Source organism: Roseovarius salinarum, assembly GCF_002834145.1.
GTDB lineage: Bacteria > Pseudomonadota > Alphaproteobacteria > Rhodobacterales > Rhodobacteraceae > Roseovarius > Roseovarius salinarum.
Genome location: NZ_PHNT01000010.1, coordinates 1 through 23,881 on the forward strand (window position 1 = coordinate 1; position 23,881 = coordinate 23,881).

The window sequence follows — 23,881 nt, forward strand, 5'->3', positions numbered from 1 at the left end:
CGCATCGCGCGCAGCGCGGGCCACTGCCCGCGGCGGCTGGCGCGCGCCATGCCGCGCCGGTCCGGCGGCGCGCCGGGCGGCCAGGCCTTCATGGCGAAGCTCGACGGCCTCGACGGGGTGGAGCGGGACCGTCACGTGTCGCGCCAGATCCTGCAGGGCAACATGCCCTCCTTCCTGCGTGACCTTGCCCCTGTCAGTTTCCAGGGCCGGACCCGCGACGGGAATGCCGTGCAGCTCACCATCTGCGTGACACCCGATTACCTGGCTCTTGGCAGCGACCGGGATTACGTGCGCGTCCCGCTCGGGCTGCGGGCCGCCACCCGGATCGGCGAACGGTTCGACATGCTGCTGCCGACCACCCAGATGGTCGATCTGATCTACCGGGCCGCGCGGGTGCGGCTGGCGCCGCAGCCCATGCAGCCGGGTCCGCAGATGACCTCGACGGATTACCTGCTGCGCCACAACGCGACCGTCCAAGCCCAGAGCCGGCGTGCCGGTGCGGCGCGCGGCACGCTGCTCTCGGGGCACAAGAAGGATCTCGTGCTGACCAACCGCATCACCGAGCGGCGCGGTCGCGTTGCGATCTACGGCTGGCACCGGCGCAACGGAACGCCGATCCAGCCGCTGAGCACCGTGCATGGCGCGGGCTACGCCGACTACAGCCATGGCGTCCGGCTGGTCAGCCGCACGGCGTTCCTCGATGGCCGTCCGATCGACTTGCGCGACCTGATGGCCAATCCGCGCTACGCGGGGCTGCTCAGCGACGAAGGCCCGATCGGCGGACCGCGCCTGCTGATGGCGTCGCTGGCCGGCAACTGATCGGCTGAGCCGGGGTCGTCGGCCGAGACGCCGGATGCATCACCGGGCGCCGGGCAGAGGCCCATGGCGCGCCGGACGCACTGACATGCCACGCCCCGCGTCTTGTTTTTGCGCAGCGCGGCATCACCGGCGACCCTGACAGGAAAACGCACAGAAAAAAAAGGCCGCGGCGTTCTGGCGCCGCGGCCGCATGTCGTGTCCCGGCGGGGCCGTGCCCCGGTCCGGTTTCACGCCATCACTTCACGTCCTTGAAGCAGCGGAAACCCAGGTGGTAGTTGCGGTGGCTGTGCCCCGCCATCACCCGGCTGCCGTGCCAGAAGGGCGCGCGCCAGCGGCTCCAGTGGGTGTGCGCGCGCACGGTGTCCCAGATGAACCAGCTTCCCTTCATCTCGGTCACGCCCAGCTTGCGGCTGCCGCGGCTGGCCATCTCGTCGGGCGCCATCGGCAGGTTCATGTGCTCGGCCGCATTGCCGTCGATGTCGTAGACGCCCAGCGGGCTGCGGCATTTGGGAAAGCTGCCGGCGGGGTAGGTGTTGGACCCGCACCCGTTGTAGCCGCCGCCGTTGCAGCTGGCGTTCTTGAAGCTGCCGGTGGCACAGACGCCCGCGCGCCACTGCTTTCCTATGCTGTAACGTGCCGAGGAACGGTATTTCGCGTTGTGGCGCTGCCGGGCGGCCTGGACGCTCATCCCGAAGAAATAGTCGGGATCGGTCAGCGCCCCGTGCGAGGCACCTTCCCACTCGTGCGCGTCGCCGATGCGCTTGCCCTCGGCCCAGCACAGTTCGGCGGCTTCCTTCGCGCGCACCCAGACGACGGGGTAGACCATCGGCACGTTGGGATACTCGAACATGTCGGCGCAGACTTCGGCATCCTCGGGCTGCTCCGTCGCCGGATCATAGAGAGGGACCATGTAGCGTTCGCCGCAGATCCGTTCGAACCGTGAATTCCGGTAGTATTTCAACGGATCGCCCGGCACCCGCTTGGCCGCTTCCTGCGGCGTCATCGGGTGGCGTGTGATCGCCGGGTTGCCCTGGCCGATGAAGCGCGAGCCGGCGAATACCTCGCGGATGCGGCGCATCTCCGCGTTGCTCAGGTTGCGGGCCGCCTGCATCTGCCGCAGCATCTTGTCGTTGTTTTCCTGCAGCGTGGCAGCCGCGCCCGGTGCGGGCGGTGCCATCACGGCCATCAGCGCCCCGAAAAGGGCACCCCTGAATAATACGCGCATTTTCATCCCCTCATTTCCTCAGCAGATAGAAAAAGTCCCGGTTGTCCGAAAAGCCCACGAAACGCGGGATCGGGGTGCCGTCGCGGCGGCGGTCATCGATCTGCGCCATCCCGCTGACCAGGTGGTGCGGCACCAGCCGGTCCTCTTCCTGCGTGTAGAGCGCCATGTAGGTATGTTCGAGCGAGTTCATGTCCAGCAGCATCGCGTAGTCGCAGCCGTAGGCCTGGAAGGTGCGCGCCATCGCCGAGGGCGTGGCCGTCGAGAAATAGGCGTAGATCAGGAACTGGCGCCCCTCGACCGTCTTCATGCAGGCGCCCGCGCGCAACGTGCGCAGGTCGGCGTTGGCCGAGCCCGACCAGTTGCCGCCGCCCCAGCTGCGCACGAACTGCCCCGGCACGCCCTCGCCGGTCTCTGGGTCGGGTGCGATCAGCGGCACGCCGTTCTGGCGCGCGAACAGGATCCGTGGCAGCAGGTCCTCGTCCTCTTCGCGCCATGTCCGCATGTGGATCGACCCGTCGTCGAGCACATAGAGCGTGGACAGGTTGGGTTGCAGCTTGCTCAGCACAACGCCGTTGGAGATGAACCCGTAGTGGTGCCCGTGGTTGAAGGTGGCGTAATTGCTGTACTTGAACGCCCCGTGGTCACGCTTGAACCCGCCGGTGAAGGTGGCCGCCACGCGGTCGGCCATCGCCGGGCTGAGCATGCCGGTGCGCACCAGCGGCGCGGCGCTGTCGATGCCGTCCGGGCCGGGAATGTTCCAGTTGCGGCCCGCCCCGTGCGGCCGCGACGACCAGCCCAGTCGCGGATGATCGGTGCCCACCTCGTAGCCGATCTCGAACTGCGACAGGTCGAAGGCCACCAGGTAGACGTCGGCGCGCCGCTCGATGTTGTCGAGCCAGTTGGTCTCGCCCTTGCGGTTCAGGATGTCGGGATGGATCATGCCCGGCTGCATGGCGCTGGCATAGATGCCGGGCGCGTCCTTGATCGCGTACCAGCTGCCCGCCTCCATGCGGCGCCCCTGGGCGCCCTCAAGCTCGAAGCCGAAATAGGTGTTGATGACCGGATGGCGGGACAGGGTCGCGCGGCCCAGCGATCGGGCCACCTGGCCGGCGTCGGCGTTGTCCACGACCTCGCCCGACTTCATGAAGGCGTCTTCGTAGAAGGCCCCCTTGATCAGCCCGACGATGCTGTCGCCGAAGGCGACGTTGTCACGCAGGAATTCAGCGACGGCCTCGCGGTTGGTGCGCGAGCCCCGCACGCGGTTGCGCAGGTAGGCGCGGCTGTCGCAGATCGGCGCATAGGGCAGGGCGGAGGACTGTGCTGCCTCCAGCGACGAGGAGTTCCCGGCCCAGGGGCGGCATTCGTGCCGCGTCTCGCCGCGCTCGAAGATCAGCGCCGGATCGTCGCCGCGCGCCAGCGTGAGCTTCCATTTCTCGGGGGATGCGGCCTCGATGTGGTAGCTGCGCGTGCGCTGCCGGCCTTCGCCCGGGGTGATGTCGAGCAGGAACCAGCGGCCGAAGTTCGGGTTCAGCGAGACCAGCTCGATACGCGTGCCATCGGCCCGTTCGGCCTGCGTGCTTTCGCGGAAAGGCTGCAGTTCGCGGATGCTCTTCGTCGCGACAACGTCGTACTGCTGCATCTGGCGCGCGAGCTCGCTGTCGCGCTCGCCCTCGGCCGCCGCAGCGGGCAGCCCGCCCAGAAACGCCGCCGCAACGCATGCGGCATGCCGGAAAATGCCGGCCGTGACACTGGTTCGGAAATCCAATTCCCCCTCCTCAAATCGCCGTGGCGGACGGGCAGCGCCCCCGGCACCGGGGGTGGGGCCGGCAACGCCCCGGAATCGTCCGCGTCTGGTAATGAGAGCCTATGTCGACCCCGCCCACATCTCAAGCGGTTGCGCAACGAACGGGGTGCATGAAGGTGCCGATGCGCACGATCCTTGTGCACCGCGCGCGGGTTGGCCGTGACATGCATGACCATTGGTGCCGTAACCCGCGTGATCGGGTCCGGAGGGCGTTGGCAATGCGACCTTGTTCGCCGCGCGTTCCACGAACCGCGACTTCGCTTCCTGTGCCTGCAAGACCCCTGCCGAGGCCGGCCCAGCGCGATGGCGCCGGGCCGGTGCGGGGCGTCAGGCGTTCGCTTCGCGGATCTTTTCGGCCGCCTGCTTGTCGTAGGCCACGCCGTTCTGGTCGAAAAGCTGGTCAAGCTCGCCCGAGAGCGTCATCTCGGTGATGATGTCGCAGCCGCCCACGAACTCGCCCTTGACGTAGAGCTGCGGGATCGTCGGCCAGTCGGAATAGTCCTTGATGCCCTGGCGGATGTCCTCGTCGTCCAGCACGTTGATGTCGGAGAACTCGACGCCCATGAAATTCAGCACGCCGGCCACGCGGCTGGAAAACCCGCACTGCGGCATGTCCTTCGTGCCCTTCATGTAGAGCACGACGTCGGAGTTCTTCACGGTTTCGTCGATCCGGGTCTTTGCGTCGGTCATTTGCGCTTTCCTTGCTCTTTCTCGTCCTGTTCGTCTTGCGTTGTGGAGGTGTCGGGCTCGGGTAGATCGTAACTAGGGGCTGTCGGGTCGATCGGAAAGGCCGCCCGCTTGTTTTTGGCCGGGCCGTAAATCCACCAGCGGCGGAATTCCAGCCATGCCGCCCACAGGAAAACCAGGATAAAGGGTGTGAGCACGGCAATCACCCAGGGATGGCTCGCGATCTCGACCGCCTCGGTCCTTTCGAAAGGATATCGCGTGGCGTCCTCCGCTGCCAAGTCGTGCTCCTTTCGCGCCTTGTGCCGTGCAGGATTGTCCTGCGGAGGTCAGCTTTCGTCACCGTCCTCGTTTTCGTCGCCGTCCTCGTTGTCGCGATCGGGTTGCGGCCTCTCGCGCGGGCGCCGCTTGCCGCCGGGTACGAAACCCTTGGCGTATTTCTGCGGATCACGCGGGATGCGGGTCACGCTGCTGTGGCCACCACCAAGGCCTCCGGCATGGTAGCCGCCGTCGATCAGCACGTCGCCCTCGCCGGGCTCGATGCCCCTGCGATCCTTGCGTTCGGTCTTGGCGCGCGCCCGGGCCAGAAGCACGACAAGCACCACGATCGCGACGACGCCGCCTATGGCATACGCCAGATCCATGCCTTATTCCGGCGCCTTGGTGGTCAGCGCCAGCGCGTGCAGGTCGCCGGCGGGGCCGTCCATCTTGCCCTTCAGCGCGGCGTAGACGGCGCGCTGCTGTTGCACGCGGTTCTTGCCGCGAAAGCTTTCGTCGATCACCTCGGCGGCGTAATGGTTCCCGTCGCCCGCGAGGTCGGTGATCGTGACCTTTGCTTCGGGAAAGGCGGCGCGGATCAGATCTTCGATTTCCTGGGCTTGCATGGCCATGCGGCATCTCCCTTTCTTGCGTTGAAGATGTAAAGCCGTTGGCCCGGTGCGGCAAGAGGCGCGGGCGACAGCGGCCGCCCGCGCCGTTTCCGCGGCGGCCTCAGCTTTCGGCCGGACGGACCGTGATCGGCCCGTGCATGCCCGCTTCGTAGTGGCCGGGCACGTTGCAGGCGAACCGGAGTTCCATCGGTGCTTCGAACGTCCAGGTCAGCGTGCCGGTCTCGCCGGGGTTGAGCAGGACGGAATTGCCCGCCCCGCCATGATGATGGCCGCCTTCGTCCATGTGGTGGGCCGACAAGGTGCCTTCCTCCATCATGTGCTGCATCTCGTCCTGATGCGCCTCGTGCATCTTCTTCGTGCCGATGTTGAATTCGTGCACGAGCGCGCCGTCGTTGCGGACCTCGAAGGTCACGGTTTCGCCGGCGCTGACCGTGAGGCTGTCGATGGAGTAGGCGGTGTCGGTCATCACCACCTTGACCGTCCGGTCGGCCTGCGCGGGCTTGGCGGGCGCGCCGATGTCGGCGGTTGCGTCGCTGTGGCCATGCCCGCCAGAATGGTCGCCGGCCGCCGATGCAGGCGCGGTGCCAAGGGCTGTCGCGAGCATCGCGGCAGCCCCCGTGGCCCGCACGATTTCGATGTATGTCATGGTATGTCTTCCGTGTCTGTTCCGTAGGTCGTTCGGCCGGGCCGGGCGGCCCGGCGGGGACGGGTTCACGGTTCAGGCCCGCGGCGGCGGTGTCGCCGGCTTGTCGTGCAGGGACCGCGCCGGGCTGCGCGCGCCGCGTGCTCTGTGAGCCAGCGGCGCCGGCCGTCCCGCAACTGCCGTTGCCACCGGGGCAAGGAACACGTCGCCCGTGTGGCAGCCGTGTGGTTCGCGACAGTCCGGGTCGGTGGCGTGACCGGCGCCGGGATGCCCCGGTTCGTGATGCACGTGATGGGCTTGCGGGGCAGGTGACGACGTGCCCGGGCTTTCCGCCGGGTGACTGGCCAGCGCGTGCCCGAGAAAGGCCAGCGTGACCGCGACGGCGTAGACGATGACCGTGGCCCGGCGCCCGGCGGCGCGCCATGTCGCAAGATGCTGCGTTTCCCGTGCCACGCCGATCCTTGGCCTGTTCGCGTCCGTGGCTGTCAGGCTACGGTGCCGCGTGGCAGGGCGTCAACGTCCGATGCCCGGACGGCGAGGCTCAGCCGAAGGTATTGCCGAAGGCGCCGCGGTAGAGTGCCGAAAGCTCGCTCAGCAGCGCTTCCGATCCACCGATTCGCACGGTCTCGCCGGTGAACCGGCCCACCGTCTCGATCGTCACGCCGGCCCGGCCCGCGGCGATCATCAGCGCCTCGGCGGAATCGAAGTTGCAGGCGATCAGGTAGCGACCCTGGTCCTCGCCGAACAGCGTCGCCGTGTCGTCGGTATCAAGCTGCACGCCCACGCCCGCGGCTTCGGCCATCTCGAAGGCTGCCAGCGCCAGCCCGCCGTCGGACAGGTCGGTGCAGGCGCGGATCCAGTCGCGGTTCTGGCGGATGAAATCGCCGTTGCGCCGCTCGGCGTCAAGATCCACCGCCGGCGCGGGGCCGTCGGCGCGGTTGAACACCTCGGCCAGCAGGGCGGAGCGGCCCAGGTGGCCGGTCGTCTCGCCAACCAGCACGGCGACATGGCCCTCGCGCGCCTCGCCCATGATCGCATCCTCGGAACGTGCGATCAGGCCTACGGCACCGATGGTCGGCGTGGGCAGGATCGCCTGGCCGTCGGTTTCGTTGTAAAGGCTCACGTTGCCCGACACGATCGGCATGTCCAGCGCCGCGACCGCTTCTCCGATGCCTTTCACGGCGCCCACGAACTGGCCCATGATCTGCGGTTTCTCGGGGTTGCCGAAGTTCATGTTGTCAGTGGTGGCCAGCGGCGTGGCGCCCACCGACGTCAGGTTCCTGTAAGCCTCGGCGACGGCCTGCTTGCCGCCCTCGACCGGGTCGGCCTGCACGTAGCGCGGGGTCACGTCCGCCGTGAAGGCCAGCAGCTTGTCGGTGCCGTGCACGCGCACGACGCCCGCGCCAGCGCCCGGCGGGCGCGCGGTGTCGGCCATGACCATGGTGTCGTATTGCTCGTAGACCCATTGGCGCGAGCAGTAGTTGGCGCTGCCGATCAGCGCGCGCAACCCGTCGACGGGGTCGATCTGCGGGATCTCGGTGCCCTCCAGCGGGGCGGGGGCGGGCGTTTCCTCCCACGGGCGGTCATACTCGGGCGCGTTGCCCGACAGCGCCTTGAGCGGCAGATCGGCCTTGCAGGTGTTGTGATGCATCACGACGAACCGGTCGTCGGCGATCGTCTCGCCCACGATGGCGAAGTCGAGGTCCCATTTCCGGAACACCGCCTTCGCCTCGGCCTCCTTTTCCGGCCGCAGGACCATGAGCATCCGCTCCTGGCTTTCGGACAGCATCATCTCGTAGGCGGTCATGCCCGCCTCGCGGCAGGGCACGTTCTCGAGGTTCAGCCGCACGCCCAGGTCGCCCTTGTCGCCCATCTCCACGGCCGAGCATGTCAGCCCGGCCGCGCCCATGTCCTGGATCGAGATCACCGCGCCGGTGGCCATCAGTTCCAGCGTGGCCTCCATCAGGCGCTTTTCCGTGAACGGGTCGCCGACCTGCACGGTCGGGCGCTTCTCGTCGATCGTCTCGTCGAACTCCGCGCTGGCCATGGTGGCCCCGCCCACGCCGTCGCGGCCCGTCTTGGCGCCGAGGTAGACGACCGGCATGCCCACGCCCGACGCGGCCGAATAGAAGATTCTGTCGGTCTCCACCAGGCCCGCGGCGAAGGCGTTGACCAGGCAGTTGCCGTTGTAGGCCGGGTCAAAGCGCACCTCGCCGCCCACGCATGGAACCCCGAAGCAGTTGCCATAGCCGCCGATGCCTTCCACCACGCCGTGGACGAGCTGCCGGGTCTTGGGGTGTTCGGGTTCGCCGAAACTCAGCGCGTTCATTGCCGCGATGGGGCGCGCGCCCATGGTGAAAACGTCGCGCAGGATGCCGCCCACACCGGTCGCCGCGCCCTGGTAGGGTTCGATGTAGGAGGGGTGGTTGTGGCTTTCCATCTTGAAGACCACCGCCTGCCCGTCGCCGATGTCCACGATGCCCGCGTTCTCGCCGGGCCCGCAGATCACCTGCGGGCCTTCCGTGGGCAGGGTGCGCAGCCATTTCTTGGAGGACTTGTAGGAACAGTGCTCGTTCCACATGGCCGAGAAGATGCCGAGTTCGGTGAAGCTGGGCTCGCGGCCGATGATCTCGAGGATGCGGTCGTATTCGTCGGGCTTGAGGCCGTGGGCCTCGATCAGTTCGGGCGTGATCGCCGGCTCCTGCATGTCAAGACGTTCCCCAAAGGTGATGTTGCGCGCCTCTTTAGGCCATCGGGGCGCGGGGTGAAAGAGGGGCAGGCATCTGCCGGGGCTTGACCCGCCCGGGCGAGCCGGCATTGTGCACGCACACGCGGGAGGCCGGATGGATATCCTCGAAAACCCCTGGGTCGGGACGGGCCTTGACGAAAGCGTGCTTGCCGGTGCGCCATGGCCAAGCACCGACGCGGCCGCGCCCGAGGCGCTGCTCGCCCGTTGCCCGGTGGCGGCGGAAACCCCGTTGCTGGCGCTGTCGGGGTTCGGGCCGGAGGTCCTGGCCAAGGACGAGCGCGCCCGCATGGGGCTGGGCAGTTTCAAGGCGCTCGGCGCGGCCTATGTCATCGCGCAAGAGGCGCTGGCGACGGGAACCGAGGACCTGTCGCGGGCGCTCTCGGGGCGGACTTACGTCACCGCCAGCGCGGGCAATCACGGGTTGTCGGTTGCCGCCGGCGCGCGCGTCTTCGGCGCGGCGGCCGAGGTCCACATCGCCGACACGGTGCCCGAGGGTTTCGCGGACCGGCTCCGCGCCAAGGGTGCGCGCGTGGTCCGTTCGGGCGCGGATTACGAGGCCGGCATGGAGGCCGCGCAACAGGCGGCCCATACCGAGGGCGCGATCCTTCTTTCCGACAGCTCCTGGCCGGGATATTTCGACCGGCCGCACCGGCTGATGGAGGGGTACCTTGCAATGGCGGCCGAGATCACGCGGCAGATGCCGCAGCCGCCCACAGTCATCTTGCTTCAGGCGGGCGTCGGCGGGCTGGCGGGCGCCTGCGCCGCCTTTTTCCGCGCCGCCTGGGGGGATGCGCCCCGTATCGTGGTGGTGGAGCCGGCGGCCGCGCCCGCGCTGGCGGAAAGCATCCGTGCCGGCCGGCCCGTGGCCACGACCGGGCCGGTGTCGGCGATGGGGCGGCTGGATTGCAAGGCGCCGTCGCTGATCGCGCTGAAGGGGCTGGCGCGCGACGCCGACGCCTTTGCCACGATCACCGAGGACGAGGCCGCCGCGGCCCTGCCGCGGCTGGCCGCCCGGGGCGCGGCGACGAGCGAATCGGGCGCCGCCGGGGTCGCGGCGCTGATGCAGATGGACCTGCCCGCCGACGCGCGGGTGCTGTGCATCCTGTCGGAGGAGGCGGAGACGGCGTGACGGAAGGCTTTGCCGACGCCGAGTACGATGCGCGCGTCGCGGCGGCACAGGCCCGCATGGCCGAAGAAGGCCTCGGCGCGCTGCTCCTGACCGACGCGGCGGATTTCCGGTATTTCTCGGGGTTTCTCACCGCGTTCTGGGAAAGCCCCTGCCGGCCGTGGTTCCTGGTCGTGCCGGCGGAGGGGGCGCCGGTCGCCGTGGTGCCGACGATCGGCGCGCCCGTGGTCGCGCGTTGCCGGGTGGGCGAGGTCCGCGACTGGGACGCGCCGGCCGGGGACGGCATCGGCCTTCTGGCCGACACGCTGCGCGAGTTGGCGGGCGGTGCCCCCGTGGGGCTGCCGGCCGGGCCGGGAACGAAGGTGCGCATGCCGCTGGCCGACCTGGACCGCCTGCGCGCGGCCTGGGGATTGGCCCTTGGCGACGACCGCGGCATCGTGGCCGCGTTGCGCGCGGTCAAGTCGCCCGCAGAGATCGACCGCATTGCCGCGGCCTGCACCATCGCCGGGCGCGCCTTCGACCGCGTGGGCGAGGTGGCGGCGGCCGGCGTTTCGCTGACCGAGGTGTTCCGCGGTTTCCAGCGGCTGCTGCTGGAGGAAGGGGCCGATGGCGTGCCCTACCTTGCCGGCGGTGCGGGACCGCATGGTTACGCCGATGTCATCTCGCCGGCCGCGGCGGTGCCGTTGCAACTGGGCGATGTGCTGATGCTCGACACCGGCGCGGTCAGCGGCGGGTATTTCTGCGACTTCGACCGGAACTTCGCGGTCGGCGCTGTGGCGTCGCACCTGCACGATGTGCACGCCCGCCTGGTCGAGGCCGCGCAGGCCGGGCTGGCGGCGGCGCGACCGGGTGCACGGGCCTGCGACGTCTGCGCGGCGATGGCGCGCGAGCTGGGCGGGTTCGATGGCGGCCGGCTGGGGCACGGGCTGGGCTTTCAACTGACCGAAGGCCTGTCGCTGATGCCGGGCGACGAGACGGTTCTGCGTCCCGGCATGGTTGTCACGTTGGAGCCGGTGACAGGGGTCACGCGCGGCCGGATCATGGTTCACGAGGAGGTCATCGCGATCACGGAGGATGCGCCGCGCGCCTTGTCGCCGCTTGCGGGGCCGCGGATGCCGGAAATCTGACGTCAGAACAAAAAAAGGCCGAGCACTAAGCCCGGCCATAGTCCAACAGGGAGGTATGATGGTAACCGCAGTGCTGCCGTTACCGTCACACCGGGCAAATATTAGGCATTTCGCGTGTATTCAAGAGAAACAATGCCGCACATGCAGCATGTCCGGTATGCGTGTCCTGCATGACACGGTTTCGCGTCAGCCGGCCGCGTCCTCGCGCAATTTGCGGCGGTAGGCGAAGATCTCTTCCTGCACGAAGTCGCGGAAGGCCGCGATGCGCTTGGAATGGCGCAATTCCTCGGGGTAGGCGAGAAATACCGGCACCTCGGAGGATTCGACATCGGGCAGCACGCGAACGAGGTCGGGAAAGTCGCGCGTCAGGTAGTCGGGCAGCACGCCGATCCCCAGGTCGTTGAGCACGGCCTGGAGGACGCCGAAGTAATTGTTCACCGTCAGCAGCGACGGGATGTCATGGGTCATCAGTTCGTTGACCAGTGTCGCGCCGGCGCCGACCTGCGCGGACCGCGGGTTCTGGCAGATCAGCCGGTGCGTGTGCAGCGCCGCGATGGCGTCGGGCATGCCCTTTTCCGACAGGTAACGGGGGCTTGCGTAAAGGCGCATGTGCACGCCCATCAACCGCTTTCGAATCAGGTCGGCCTGGCTGGGCTCCTTCATGCGGATGGCAACGTCGGCCTCGCGCATCGGCAGGTCGAGCACGCGTTCCTCGAGCATCAGGTCGATATTGAGGTCGGGATACTTCTCGTAGAGATGCGTGAGCCGCGGCGCGAGCCAAAGCGTGCCGAAGCCGATGGTCGTGGTTACCCTGAGTTCGCCGAAGACCTCTTCCTCGCTGTCGCGGATGCGCGCGGTCGCCGCGTCCAGCCGTTTGGCCATGGCGCGGGTGGCATCGAACAGCAACTCGCCCTGTTCGGTGAGAATCAGCCCCCGCGCATGGCGATGGAACAGCGTGACGTTGAGCGCCTCCTCCAGCGCGCGGATCTGACGGGACACCGCCGATTGCGACAGGTGCAGCAGGTCCCCGGCATGCGTCAGGCTGCCGGCGTCCGCGACCGCGTGGAATATTCTGAGCTTGTCCCAATCCATGACGGAAACTTTCGATTCAAGGGGGGCGCATGACCGCAATAGCAAAAAACCGACCGATATACAGCTTGTCGACGACGCCGGGACGCAAAAACGTGGGGTTAGGTCATAGAAATTGACCTATAATTGATATATATTTGATCCCATATTCCGCCACGAGGAGGAGCGCGCGCGATGAGCAAGCAGAAGATTTCGCTGAACGATCGCCTTGACCTGAGCAAATCCCCGGTTCTGCTCAACGGCACGCAGGCGCTGGTGCGGCTGATGATGATGCAGGCGGCGCGCGACCGGGCGGCTGGCCTGGACACCGCCGGCTACGTCACCGGTTATCGCGGTTCGCCCTTGGGCGCGGTGGACATGCAGATGAGCCGCGCCGAAAAACAGCTGGCCGAATCCAACATCAAGTTCGAACCGGGGCTGAACGAGGATCTTGCCGCCACCGCGCTGTGGGGCACGCAGCAGGCGGAACTGCGCGGCGAGGGCAGGTTCGACGGCGTGTTCGGCCTTTGGTATGGCAAGGGCCCCGGCGTTGACCGCTCGGGCGACGTGATGCGCCATGCCAACATGGCGGGCACCTCGCCCCACGGCGGCGTGCTGATGGCCATGGGGGACGACCACACGGGCGAATCCTCGACCACCTGTCACCAGTCGGACTGGGCGATGGTCGATGCCTACATCCCCGTGCTGTCGCCGGCGGGCGTTCAGGAAATCCTCGATTACGGTCTCTACGGTTTCGCCCTGTCGCGCTTCGCGGGCGTTTGGTGCGGACTCAAGACCATGAAGGACACCGTGGAGGTAACCAGCGTGGTCGATGGTCGTCCCGACCGGATGCAGTTCGTCACGCCCGACTTCGAGATGCCCGAGGGCGGGCTGAACATCCGCCTGAACGATCACTGGGTTCCGCAGGAAGCCCGGATGATCGACTACAAGCGCTATGCCGCCGAGGCCTTTTCGCGGGCCAATCGGATGGACAAACGTGTCTGGGGCAAGCCGGGTGCGAAGATCGGCTTCGTCGCCGCGGGCAAGAACTGGCTTGATCTCAGCCACGCGCTGGACCTTCTGGGCATCGATGCGCCGGAGGCCGAGCGGCTGGGGCTGACCACCTACAAGATCGGCCAGACCTTCCCGATGGACATGGCCAGCTTCCACGAATGGGCCGAGGGGCTCGACCTGATCGTGGTGGTCGAGGAAAAGCGCAAGCTGATCGAGATCCAGATCAAGGAGGCGATCTTCGACGACCGGCGGGGCCGCCGCGTTTACGGCTGGTACAAGGGCGGCGCCGGCGGCATGCACACCGAGGAGCTGTTCCCGACGCGCATGGCGCTCGACCCGGTGATGATCGCCGAGAAGATCGGCGGCATCCTCGTGGAAGAGGGACGCGGCACCGACAGCGTGAAGGCCGGCCTGCAAGAGATTGAAGAGGCGAAGAAAGCAGACAACGCCGAAGATATCGCCAAGCGGCTGCCGTATTTCTGCGCGGGTTGTCCGCACAACACGGCGACCAACCTGCCCGAGGGCTCGCGCGCTTATGCCGGGATCGGCTGCCACATCATGGCGATGTGGATGGACCGTGAAACCAGCGGTTACACCCACATGGGCGGCGAGGGCGCCAACTGGATCGGCGAGGCGCCGTTTTCCACCCGCGATCACGTGTTCCAGAATCTGGGTGACGGCACCTACAACCACTCCGGGCTGATGGCGATCCGGGCGGCCTTGGCCGCGGGCACCAACATCACCTACAAGATCCTCTACAACGACGCCGTGGCGATGACCGGCGGCCAGGGCAACGAGGGCGGCCTCGGCCCCGACCAGATCGCGCGCGAGATCCGCGCCGCGGGCGTGCGGCACATCGCGGTCGTCTACGACCCGAAGGAGGAACCCGCGCGCGAAGGTTTTCCCGGGGATGTGGAATGGCATGAACGCGACGACCTGCAGGATGTTCAGAGGAAGTTTCGCGAAATCAAGGGCGTATCGGCCATAATTTACGTGCAGACCTGCGCCGCCGAGAAGCGCCGCCGCCGCAAGCGCGGCAATTTCCCCGACCCGGACCGCCGCGTTTTCATTAACACCGATGTCTGCGAGGGCTGCGGCGATTGCGGCGTGCAGTCCAACTGCGTGGCGATCACGCCGGTCGAGACCGAACTCGGCCGAAAGCGCGCGATCGACCAGTCGGCGTGCAACAAGGATTTCAGCTGCCTCAAGGGGTTCTGCCCCAGTTTCGTGACGCTCGAAGGCGCCACGCCGAAAAAGGCTGCCACGGCCGAACTGGAGTTGCCCGACCTGCCCGAACCGGAGCTGCCGGGGATCGACGGCACCCACAACGTCGTCATCACGGGCGTCGGTGGCACCGGCGTGGTCACCATCGGCGCGGTGATGGCGCAGGCCGCCCAGATCGACGGCAAGGGCGCGGGCATGATGGAGATGGCGGGGCTGGCCCAGAAGGGCGGCGCGGTGCACATCCATTGCCGGATTGCCGAAAAACCGGAGGACATCAGCGCGATCCGCGTCGCCACCGGCGAAGCCGACGCCCTGATCGGCGGCGACCTCGTGGTCAGCGCCGGTGCGAACACGCTTGGTCTGACGCGGCGCGGCCGCACCGGCGCGGTGGTCAACAGCCACGAGATCATGACAGGCGACTTCACCCGCGACCCGGAGTTCCGGATCCCGAGCGAGCGGCTCGACCAGGCGCTGCACGCGCGAATCGGCGAGGCGGTACAGTTGTTCGACGCCTCGGACCTCGCGCAGGCGACGCTGGGCGATTCGATCTATTCCAACATGATGGTGTTCGGTGCGGCCTGGCAGCGCGGGCTGGTGCCGCTGAGCCGCGAGTCCATCGCGCAGGCGGTCGAGCTCAACGGCGCCGCGGTGGAGCGCAACCTGCGCGCCTTCGACATCGGCCGCTGGGCGGCCGCTTTCCCCGATGAGGCCGAGAAGCTGCTGCGCCCGGCCCAGGTGGTCGAGATGCCCAGGAGCATTGAGGAAAAGATCGCCTACCGCGCCGATCATCTGGAGGCCTACCAGGGCAAGGGGCTGGCGCGCCGCTACCGCAAGCTGGTCGACGGGATCGCGGATGACACGGTGAAGGCGGCCGCCGCCGAGGGCTATCACAAGCTGCTGTCCTACAAGGATGAATACGAGGTCGCCCGCCTGTTGCTGAAAAGCCGCGACAAGGCGGCGGAGGAATTCGACGGCGATTTCCGGATGTCCTTTCACCTTGCCCCGCCGCTCCTGGCCAGGACTGGGCCGGACGGGCGGCCGCAGAAGCGCGCGTTCGGCCCGTGGCTCGAGCGGCCGCTGCGCTGGATCGCCAAGATGCGCAAGCTGCGCGGCACGCCCTTCGATCCCTTCGGCTACACCGCCGAGCGGCGCATGGAGCGCAAGCTGATCAAGCAGTACGAGCAGGACATGGCCGAGGTGCTGCCCAAGCTCGACGACAATACGCGTGACGTCATCGTGGCGCTCGCGCGGTTGCCGCTCGAGATCCGCGGCTTCGGCCCCGTCAAGGCCGGGAACGAGGCCAAGGCGGCCAAGCAGCGCGAGGCGCTTCTGGCGACGATCCGCGCGGGCGGCACCCAACCCGCCCAGGCCGCCGAGTGAACGGCGAAAGGGGGCTGCGGCGACGGGACTTCATGAAACTGTCACGAAAGCTGGTCAGACCCGTCGCACACCCGTAAAAGGCGCGCGAATCGCAGAGCAGGAGCCCCCATGCGCCCCGAACGTCACATTGCCCGTGACATCAGTTATTCACACTCCGCGGAAACCCGGGGCGGCCGGGCGATGATCCGCACGATGGAGAACCTCACGGGCCGCATCGGGCTGATCAAGCGGGCCCGCGGCTACGAGCACGAGGTCGCCAGCGGCCGCAGCTTCTGGCAGGTGATGGTGGAACGTTACGGGCTGACGCTCGACGTGATCGGCGGCAGCCTGGCCAGCATCCCGCGCGAGGGGCCGCTGATCCTGATCGCCAACCATCCCTACGGCATACTCGACGGCCTGATGATGGGCCACATTCTCAGCCAGACGCGGGGCGATTTCCGTATCCTCGCGCATCACGTGTTCCGCAAGGCCGAGGATCTCAACCGCGTGATCCTGCCGATCAATTTCGACGGCACCAAGGAGGCGTTGAAGCTCAACCTCGAAACCCGCAGGGAATCGCTGCGCTACCTCGGGTCTGGCGGGGCTGTGGGCATCTTCCCGGGCGGCGCGGTGTCGACGGCGGCCAAGCCGCTGGCTCAGCCGATGGACCCCGGCTGGCGCGGGTTCACGGCGCGCATGGTCGCCAAGTCGGACGCGACCGTGGTCCCGGTTTTCTTCGACGGTCACACCAGCCGCCTGTTCCAGATCGCCAGTCACCTGCACTACACCCTGCGCATGGGGCTTCTGATCAAGGAGTTCCGCAAGCGGGTGGACACCTCCGTGCGCGTCGTGGTGGGCGCGCCGCTGGGTCGCGGCGCGCTCGACGCGCACGCCGGTGATACCAAATCGCTCATGGATTTCCTGCGCCACAAGACGTATGAGCTCAGCCCGAGGCCGGTGAACCCGCGGGAAATCGGCTTCGAGTTCGAGTGATCTTCGCGGACGGGCGCACGGCGACATGGCAGTTGGAATCTTCGACAGCGGGCTGGGCGGCCTGACCGTGCTCGAGGCGGTGCGCAAGCGCCTGCCGCACGTGCCGTTCGTCTACTACGGCGACAACGCGCATGCACCTTACGGCGTGCGCGATGCCGAAGACGTCTACGAGCTGACCAAGGCTGGGGTCGAACGGCTCTGGGCGGCGGGGTGCGACCTTGTGATCCTGGCGTGCAACACCGCCTCGGCGGCGGCGCTGCGGCGGATGCAGGAAAGCTGGGTGCCCGCCGACAAGCGTGTTCTCGGTGTCTTCGTGCCGCTGATCGAGGCGCTGACCGAACGCCAGTGGGGCGACAACAGCCCGCCGCGCGAGGTCGCGGTCAAGCATGTCGCGCTGTTCGCCACGCCGGCCACCGTCTCCAGCCGCGCCTTCCAGCGCGAACTGGCGTTCCGCGCTATCGGCGTGGATGTCGAGGCGCAGGCCTGTGGCGGCGTCGTCGACGCCATCGAGGAAGGCGACATGATCCTCGCCGAGGCACTGGTGCGGTCCCATGTCGACGCGCTCAGGCGCAAGATGCCCGCCCCCGAGGCGGCGATCCTGGGGTGCACGCATTACCCGCTTCTCGAAGGCGCGTTCCAGGCGGCGTTGGGGACGGGCGTGCAGGTCTATTCGCAGGCCAACCTCGTGGCGGAAAGCCTCGCCGATTATCTCGAGCGGCACCCGAACATGCTGGGGCCGGGGCAGAAGAGCCTTTTCCTGACCACCGGCGACCCCGCGCGGGTTTCGGATCGGGCGACGCAGTTCATGCACCGTCCGATCGCGTTCGAGGCCGCCTGAGCCCCCTTGGCGGCGGGCCGCGTGCGGCATAGAAGGGCGGCAAACCGCAGAAGGGGCACAGATGACCCAGAAGATCGCTATCCTCGGCGCGTCGGGCTACACCGGTGCCGAACTCGTCCGGCTTGTCGCCACCCACCCGGCGATGGAGATCGCGGCCCTCGGGGCCAATGCCAGGGCCGGCCAGAGCATGGCGCAGGTGTTTCCGCACCTGCGTCACCTCGACCTGCCGGTGCTGGCCAAGGTGGACGAGATCGATTTCTCGGGGATCGACCTTTGCTTCTGCGCGTTGCCGCACAAGACCAGCCAGGAGGTGATCCGGGCGTTGCCCCGCGATCTGAAGATCGTGGATCTCAGCGCGGATTTCCGGCTGCGTGATCCGGCGGATTACGAAACGTGGTATGGTAACCCGCATTCGGCGGTGGAGATGCAGAAGGAAGCGGTTTACGGGCTGACCGAGTTCTACCGCGAAGAGATCAGGCAGGCGCGGTTGGTGGCGGGCACGGGGTGCAACGCGGCGACCGGCCAATACCTGCTGCGCCCGTTGATCTCGGAACGCGCGATCGACCTCGACGAGATCATCCTGGACCTCAAGTGCGGTGTTTCGGGCGCGGGGCGCAGCCTGAAGGAGATGCTTCTGCACGCGGAGCTGAGCGAGGGCTACCATGCCTATGCCGTCGGTGGCACGCACAGGCACCTGGGCGAGTTCGACCAGGAGTTCAGCAAGCTGGCCGGGCGCGAGGTGCGCATCCAGTTCACGCCGCACCTGATCCCAGCCAACCGCGGGATTCTCGCCACCGGCTACGTCAAGGGCGCGGCGGACACCATTCATGCCGCGCTGTCCGGGGCTTACGCGGGCGAGCCCTTCGTCGAGGTCCTGCCTTTCGGCGAGGTGCCCAGCACACGGCATGTTCGCGGCTCGAACTTCTGCCACATCGGCGCCGTGGCCGACCGGCGGCCGGGCCGCACGATCGTCGTGGCCGCGCTGGATAACCTGACAAAAGGTAGCAGCGGGCAGGCCTTGCAGAACGCGAACCTGATGTTAGGTAATTGCGAGACGACAGGCCTGATGCTGGCGCCGTGTTTCCCGTAGGCAAGCAAGATTTTTCCACAAAAATCTTGCCAAAACTTTCGGGAAAAGTTTTGGCCCGGCACATCGGGGAGGGACGAGACCGATGAAATCGCTCAAGAAGAAACGCCGGATCCAGGTCATCGCGCTGGCGGCCGTCGCGCTCGTGGCCTCCACGGCGTTGATCGGCTATGCCATGCGCGACGGGATCAACTTTTTCCGCTCTCCGAGCCAGGTGCTGGAAGAGCCGCCCCAGCCCACGGAGGTGTTCCGTATCGGCGGGCTGGTCGAGGACGGCAGCCTGGTGCGCGGCGAGAGCGAGGTCATCCGTTTCAACGTGACCGATGGCGGCGCGGCCGTGCCCGTGACCTACCGCGGCGTGCTGCCCGACCTGTTCGAGGAAAACCAGGGCATGGTCGGCACCGGCACCTATCAGGACGGCGTTTTCAAGGCCACCGAGATCCTTGCCAAGCACGACGAGGATTACATGCCCAAGGAGGTCGTGGACAGCCTGAAGGAGCAGGGTGTCTACCAGGATCCCGAGGGAGACTACGACGGCCACGCGCCGGCGAACGGTAGCTGAGCCCCGCGTTAACCATTGCGCCACAGGCTTGCCCGCGGAGTTCAACCGCGTCGGGCAGGTGGCATGACCAGAGAAACCCCGAGTGTAGACGACATCGCGCGTGACATCGTCGCGCGCGAGGGCGGCTTCGTGAACGACCCCGACGATCCGGGCGGGGCGACCAACCACGGCGTGACGATCGGCACGATGCGGCGTCTGGGCCTGGACCTCGACCGCGACGGCGACGTTGACGTGGCAGACGTGCGTGCGCTCAGCCGGGACGACGCGGTGCGCGTCTTCGTCGAGCACTACTTCCACCGTCCGCGGATCACCGAATTGCCCTCCGTTCTGCGGCCGAGCGTCTTTGACATGTACGTCAACGCCGGCTCCAACGCGGTGCGCATCCTGCAGCGGCTGCTGCGGCGCATGGGGCAGACGGTCGCCGTGGATGGCGTGATCGGCCCGCAGACCGCGCAGGCCACCCGGGCGGCGGCACGCGCCGCGCCGGATCACATCGCCGACGCCTACGGCATCGCGCGGCGCAACTACTACCTCCGGCTGGCCGACGCGCGGCCCAAGCTGCGCAAGTTCGCCCGCACCCGCGCGGGCGGCAAGGGCGGGTGGATCAAGCGCGCCGAAAGCTTCATCGCGCCGCACTACCACCTGAGCGCGGCGGAATTCGAGGAAAGGGTCGCGGCATGGGACTGATCGCGAAGGCACTGGATTTCCTGTTCGGCGGCGGCCGCAACGTGGTGGCTGAAACCGCAGAGGTGTTCCGAGAGAATGCCGAGGCCGGCGCGGCGCGCGCGGCCGCGCTGCGCGGCGAGACGCTGGAACAGTTCGCCGCCGAATTCGCAGGGGCACGCCGCGGCCGCTTCGACAGGCTGATCGACGCGCTCAACCGGTTGCCGCGCCCTGCAATGGCCTTCGGCACGCTGGCCCTGTTCGCGACGGCAATGGCCGACCCGGCATGGTTCGCGGCGCGCATGCAGGGGCTGGCCTTGGTGCCCGAACCGCTGTGGTGGCTTCTGGGCGCGGTCGTGTCCTTCTATTTCGGCGCGCGCCACCAGTTCAAGGGACAGCAGTTCCAGCGTGAGATCGCGGCGACCATGACGCGCACACCGCGGGTGATCGACAACATCGCCCGTCTCGAGGCCCTGCGCCACGACAGCCCCGGCGCGGCCGACACCGGCCATGACGCGCGCGTGTCCGCCCGTGCCACCGCCCCCGAGGACAACGCGGCCCTCAACGCGTGGCGCGCGCGCCGCGGCTGAGGGACGCGGCGGGCCACAGCGTCGCGCAACTGTGATCCTCCGCCGCAGGTGGCGGTTGTCGAATCCCGTTGGCGCCGAGCGGACAAAGCTCTATAAAACTCTCATGATTACAGAGCTTGGCCACTTCGCCCTGATCCTCGCGTTCCTCGTCGCCTGTTTCCAGTCGCTCGTGCCCCTGGTCGGTGCGCAGCGAAGATGGCCGGGCTGGATGGCCTCGGCCGAGCCCGCGGCCAGCGTTCAGTTCATGCTGGTCGCGGTCTCCTTCGCCGCGTTGACATGGGCCTTCGTGACATCGGACTTCTCGCTGCGTCTGGTCGTGCTCAACAGCCATTCGGCCAAGCCGCTTCTCTACAAGATCACCGGCGTCTGGGGGAACCACGAGGGCTCCATGCTTCTGTGGGTGCTGATCGTGTCGCTCTTCGGTGCCTTCGCCGCGTGGTTCGGTGGCAATCTGCCGCCGGGGCTGAGGGCGCGCGTCCTGTCCGTGCAGGGCATGATCGGGGCGGCCTTCCTGGCGTTCATCCTGTTCACCTCCAACCCCTTCCTGCGCGTGGGCACGCCGCCTTTCGACGGGCAGGATCTCAACCCGCTGCTGCAGGACCCGGGTCTCGCCTTTCATCCGCCGTTCCTCTACCTCGGTTACGTCGGGCTCTCGATGACCTTCTCGTTCGCCGTGGCCGCCCTGATCGAGGGGCGCGTCGATGCCGCGTGGGGCCGCTGGGTGCGCCCCTACACGCTGGCCGCCTGGATCTTCCTGACCATCGGCATCGGGCTGGGCAGCTGGTGGGCCTATTACGAACTCGGCTGGGGCGGCTTCTGGTTCTGGGACCCGGTCGAGAACGCGTCCTTCATGCCGTGGCTGATCGCCGCCGCTCTGCTTCATTCGGCGATCGTGGTGGAAAAGCGCGAGGCGCTGAAAAGCTGGACGGTCCTGCTGGCCATCGTCGCCTTCGGCTTCTCCATGATCGGGGCCTTCATCACCCGCTCGGGCATCATCACCTCCGTCCACGCCTTCGCCAGCGACCCCGACCGGGGCGTGTTCCTGCTGTTGATCCTCGCGGTCTTCATGATGGGGGCGCTGACGCTTTTCGCCGCGCGGTCACAGGCCATGCAGGCGCGCGGCGTCTTCTCGCTGGTCAGCCGCGAATCGGCGCTGGTGACGAACAACATCCTGCTGGGCGTTTCGGCCTTCGTCGTCTTCGTGGGCACGATCTGGCCGCTGGTGGCCGAGATGGCCTTCGACCGCAAGCTGTCGGTGGGCGCGCCGTTCTTCAACATGGCCTTCACGCCCTTCATGGTGGTGCTGGGGCTGATCCTGCCGGTGGGCGCGATGCTTCCGTGGAAACGCGCCCGGCTGGGCCGCACGATCCACGGGCTCCGGTATGCCGCGGTGCTGGCGCTGGCCGTGGCGGCGCTCACCTGGGCGGTGCAGACCGGGCGCAGCGCGCTGGGCCCGGTGGGCCTGTTCCTCGGGACCTGGCTGATCGCCGGTGCGGCGGTGGATCTCTGGTCGCGGACGGGCCGGGCCGGCGGCCGTGCCTGGCGGCTGCTGCGCCTGCCGCGCGCCGACTGGGGCAAGGCGGTGGCGCACGGTGGTCTCGGTATCGTGATCGCGGGCATCGCCGGGCTCAAGGCCTGGGAGGTCGAGGACATTCGCACCGTCCAGGTCGGCGAAAGCTTCGAGGTCGCCGGATTCACGCTGACGCTCAACGACGTGCGCGAAGTCGCGGGCCCCAATTACAACGCCACCCGTGCCGACATCACGCTGGCCCGCGATGGCAGCGTGATCGGCACGATGGAGCCCGAGAAACGGTTCTATCCCGTGGCCAAGATGCCCACGACGGAAGCGGCGCTGAACAACGGCTTCCTGCGCGACGTCTATGTCGTGATCGGCGACCCGCAGAACAACGGTGGCTGGGCCGTGCGCACCTATTACAAGCCGCTGGCCAACTGGATCTGGGGTGGCGCGATCCTGATGGCCTTCGGCGGTGCGCTCAGCCTGAGCGACCGCCGATACCGCGTGGCCGCCGGTGCGCGCAAGGCGCCGGCCGCGGCGCCCGGGGTGCCCGCGGAATGAAACGCCTGGCGCTGATCCTTTGCCTGCTTGCCGCCCCCGGATGGGCGGTGCAGCCCGACGAGATCCTCGACGACCCCGAGCTCGAACAGCGCGCGCGCGACATCTCGGCGGGCCTACGCTGTCTCGTGTGCCGCAACGAATCCATCGACGACTCGAATGCCGAGCTGGCCAGGGACCTCCGCCTTCTGGTGCGCGAACGCCTCGAGGCCGGGGACACGAACGAAGAGGTGGTGGATTTCGTCGTCGATCGCTACGGCGAATACGTGCTGCTGCAGCCCCGCACCGACGGGTGGAACCTCGTCCTCTGGGCAGCCGGGCCGGCGATGCTGTTCCTTGGCGGCGGTATCGCGGCCGTCTACCTGCGGCGACGTGCCCGCGCACAGGAGGCGGGCGGCGCGCAGACGGATCACCTGAGCGCCGAGGAACAGGCGCGCCTGCGCGAAATCATGAACGAGTGACGCGCCGTCGCCGTTTGACACCGGCGCGTTTCCGGGTTTGATGCGGCCCGCGCCTTTTTGCACATCACCGGGAGGGCCCCCCGTGAAGGACTACCAGACGATATCGGTCGAGATCGCCGACGACATCGCGGTGCTGCGCCTCGACCGCGCCGACAAGATGAACGCGCTCAATACCCAGATGCGCGCCGAGATCACCGATGCCGTGCCGGCCGCGGCGCGCGAGGCGCGCGTCGTGGTGATGACCGGCAACGGGTCGGCCTTCTGCTCGGGGCAGGATCTCAGCGATGCCGGCTCCGCCGATGCGCTGGATCTCGAACGGGTGCTGCGCGACGAATACGTGCCGATGCTGCGGGCGATCGGCGAATGCGCGGTGCCCACGATCAGTGCCGTCAACGGCCCCGCGGCCGGGGCGGGGGCCAACCTCGCGCTCGCGGCCGACGTGGTGATCGCGACCGAGAGCGCCTATTTCATGCAGGCGTTCACGCGCATCGGGCTGATGCCGGATGCCGGCGGCACCTATTGGCTGCCCCGCCAGATGGGCGGGGCCAAGGCGATGGGCGCGGCGCTGTTTGCCGACCCGATCGGCGCCCGTCAGGCAAGCGACTGGGGCATGATCTGGGAAGCTGTGGAGGACGACGCCTTCGACAACCGCTGGCGCGCGCGCGCGGCGCACCTGGCGGCCGGGCCGACGCAGGCCTATGCCAACCTCAAGACGGCGATCCGGCACAGCTGGGACAACGGGCTGGATCGTCAACTCGATCTCGAGGCCCGTCTGCAGGGCGCCTGCGGCAACACGCGCGACTTCCGCGAGGGGCTGGTGGCCTTCACCGAAAAGCGCCCCCCGCACTTCGAGGGGCGCTGAGGGCCGTCGAGAAGGGGCG

Annotated in this window: 23 protein-coding genes; 13 read left to right on the forward strand and 10 right to left on the reverse strand. The window is 67.8% G+C overall.

Annotation, left to right across the window (positions count from 1 at the left end):
* Nucleotides 1-819, forward strand: an 819-nt coding sequence (locus CEF10_RS10240) for a hypothetical protein (RefSeq protein WP_198586178.1), incomplete at its 5' end; no start/stop codon positions are given.
* 235 nt (nt 820-1,054) lie between these two features.
* On the opposite strand, the gene CEF10_RS10245 is transcribed toward CEF10_RS10240, so the two are convergent.
* From CEF10_RS10245 to purL, 9 genes are all read right to left on the reverse strand, one after another.
* Nucleotides 1,055-2,044 (reverse strand): SUMF1/EgtB/PvdO family nonheme iron enzyme, encoded by a 990-nt coding sequence (locus tag CEF10_RS10245; RefSeq protein ID WP_108723461.1) that lies wholly within the window; start codon nt 2,042-2,044, stop codon nt 1,055-1,057.
* 10 nt (nt 2,045-2,054) lie between these two features.
* The gene (locus CEF10_RS10250) at nt 2,055-3,809 is read right to left on the reverse strand and encodes a hypothetical protein (protein WP_101068085.1); all 1,755 of its coding nucleotides are present in this window, start codon (nt 3,807-3,809) and stop codon (nt 2,055-2,057) included.
* 366 nt (nt 3,810-4,175) lie between these two features.
* On the reverse strand, nt 4,176-4,538 hold the full coding sequence (gene grxD / locus CEF10_RS10255; RefSeq protein ID WP_101068086.1) for a Grx4 family monothiol glutaredoxin: 363 nt from the start codon (nt 4,536-4,538) through the stop codon (nt 4,176-4,178).
* The gene (locus CEF10_RS10260; protein ID WP_101068087.1) at nt 4,535-4,813 is read right to left on the reverse strand and encodes a hypothetical protein; all 279 of its coding nucleotides are present in this window, start codon (nt 4,811-4,813) and stop codon (nt 4,535-4,537) included. The genes grxD and CEF10_RS10260 overlap by 4 nt, the downstream gene beginning before the upstream one ends.
* Before the next feature lie 48 nt (nt 4,814-4,861).
* Nucleotides 4,862-5,176 carry a hypothetical protein gene (locus CEF10_RS10265; protein WP_101068088.1) on the reverse strand — a complete coding sequence of 105 codons (315 nt, stop codon included), beginning with the start codon at nt 5,174-5,176 and terminating at the stop codon, nt 4,862-4,864.
* A 3-nt stretch (nt 5,177-5,179) separates the two neighbouring features.
* The gene (locus CEF10_RS10270) at nt 5,180-5,422 is read right to left on the reverse strand and encodes a BolA/IbaG family iron-sulfur metabolism protein (protein WP_101068089.1); all 243 of its coding nucleotides are present in this window, start codon (nt 5,420-5,422) and stop codon (nt 5,180-5,182) included.
* A gap of 100 nt (nt 5,423-5,522) precedes the next feature.
* A complete protein-coding gene (locus tag CEF10_RS10275) occupies nt 5,523-6,068 on the reverse strand; it encodes a cupredoxin domain-containing protein (protein WP_198586179.1) in 546 nt (181 codons plus the stop codon).
* 72 nt (nt 6,069-6,140) lie between these two features.
* Complete coding sequence (locus CEF10_RS16890; protein ID WP_157933004.1) at nt 6,141-6,518, reverse strand: hypothetical protein; 378 nt, start codon at nt 6,516-6,518, stop codon at nt 6,141-6,143.
* An 88-nt stretch (nt 6,519-6,606) separates the two neighbouring features.
* Nucleotides 6,607-8,772: a phosphoribosylformylglycinamidine synthase subunit PurL gene (gene purL / locus CEF10_RS10280; RefSeq protein ID WP_101068090.1), complete on the reverse strand. Its 2,166-nt coding sequence runs from the start codon at nt 8,770-8,772 to the stop codon at nt 6,607-6,609.
* 136 nt (nt 8,773-8,908) lie between these two features.
* Here purL and CEF10_RS10285 point away from each other — a divergent pair, with 136 nt between their 5' ends.
* Both CEF10_RS10285 and CEF10_RS10290 read left to right on the forward strand, forming a co-directional pair.
* On the forward strand, nt 8,909-9,943 hold the full coding sequence (locus CEF10_RS10285) for a pyridoxal-phosphate dependent enzyme (RefSeq protein ID WP_101068091.1): 1,035 nt from the start codon (nt 8,909-8,911) through the stop codon (nt 9,941-9,943).
* Nucleotides 9,940-11,067 carry a M24 family metallopeptidase gene (locus tag CEF10_RS10290; RefSeq protein ID WP_101068092.1) on the forward strand — a complete coding sequence of 376 codons (1,128 nt, stop codon included), beginning with the start codon at nt 9,940-9,942 and terminating at the stop codon, nt 11,065-11,067. Before CEF10_RS10285 ends, CEF10_RS10290 begins: the two co-directional genes overlap by 4 nt.
* A gap of 186 nt (nt 11,068-11,253) precedes the next feature.
* Here CEF10_RS10290 and CEF10_RS10295 read toward each other — a convergent pair whose 3' ends face one another.
* Entirely contained in the window at nt 11,254-12,159 is a 906-nt protein-coding gene (locus CEF10_RS10295; protein WP_101068093.1) for a LysR family transcriptional regulator, read from the reverse strand.
* Between the two features lie 171 nt (nt 12,160-12,330).
* Here CEF10_RS10295 and CEF10_RS10300 point away from each other — a divergent pair, with 171 nt between their 5' ends.
* The 10 genes from CEF10_RS10300 (at nt 12,331) to CEF10_RS10345 (ending at nt 23,862) form a co-directional block, all read left to right on the forward strand.
* Nucleotides 12,331-15,753, forward strand: a complete 3,423-nt coding sequence (locus CEF10_RS10300; RefSeq protein WP_101068094.1) for an indolepyruvate ferredoxin oxidoreductase family protein — start codon at nt 12,331-12,333, stop codon at nt 15,751-15,753.
* A 108-nt stretch (nt 15,754-15,861) separates the two neighbouring features.
* Nucleotides 15,862-16,725: a lysophospholipid acyltransferase family protein gene (locus tag CEF10_RS10305; RefSeq protein WP_101068095.1), complete on the forward strand. Its 864-nt coding sequence runs from the start codon at nt 15,862-15,864 to the stop codon at nt 16,723-16,725.
* Between the two features lie 25 nt (nt 16,726-16,750).
* Nucleotides 16,751-17,563, forward strand: a complete 813-nt coding sequence (locus CEF10_RS10310) for a glutamate racemase (protein WP_101068096.1) — start codon at nt 16,751-16,753, stop codon at nt 17,561-17,563.
* 61 nt (nt 17,564-17,624) lie between these two features.
* Nucleotides 17,625-18,653, forward strand: a complete 1,029-nt coding sequence (gene argC, locus CEF10_RS10315) for an N-acetyl-gamma-glutamyl-phosphate reductase (RefSeq protein ID WP_101068097.1) — start codon at nt 17,625-17,627, stop codon at nt 18,651-18,653.
* A gap of 82 nt (nt 18,654-18,735) precedes the next feature.
* Nucleotides 18,736-19,212 carry a cytochrome c maturation protein CcmE gene (ccmE, locus tag CEF10_RS10320; protein WP_101068098.1) on the forward strand — a complete coding sequence of 159 codons (477 nt, stop codon included), beginning with the start codon at nt 18,736-18,738 and terminating at the stop codon, nt 19,210-19,212.
* Between the two features lie 63 nt (nt 19,213-19,275).
* The gene (locus CEF10_RS10325; protein ID WP_101068099.1) at nt 19,276-19,899 is read left to right on the forward strand and encodes a holin-associated N-acetylmuramidase; all 624 of its coding nucleotides are present in this window, start codon (nt 19,276-19,278) and stop codon (nt 19,897-19,899) included.
* A complete protein-coding gene (locus tag CEF10_RS10330) occupies nt 19,890-20,465 on the forward strand; it encodes a holin family protein (protein WP_101068100.1) in 576 nt (191 codons plus the stop codon). The genes CEF10_RS10325 and CEF10_RS10330 overlap by 10 nt, the downstream gene beginning before the upstream one ends.
* A gap of 103 nt (nt 20,466-20,568) precedes the next feature.
* Nucleotides 20,569-22,542: a heme lyase CcmF/NrfE family subunit gene (locus tag CEF10_RS10335; RefSeq protein ID WP_101068101.1), complete on the forward strand. Its 1,974-nt coding sequence runs from the start codon at nt 20,569-20,571 to the stop codon at nt 22,540-22,542.
* Nucleotides 22,539-23,000, forward strand: a complete 462-nt coding sequence (locus CEF10_RS10340; RefSeq protein ID WP_101068102.1) for a cytochrome c-type biogenesis protein — start codon at nt 22,539-22,541, stop codon at nt 22,998-23,000. Before CEF10_RS10335 ends, CEF10_RS10340 begins: the two co-directional genes overlap by 4 nt.
* Nucleotides 23,001-23,040: 40 nt before the next feature.
* Entirely contained in the window at nt 23,041-23,862 is an 822-nt protein-coding gene (locus CEF10_RS10345) for an enoyl-CoA hydratase-related protein (protein ID WP_101068103.1), read from the forward strand.
* The last annotated feature ends 19 nt before the right edge of the window (nt 23,863-23,881 follow it).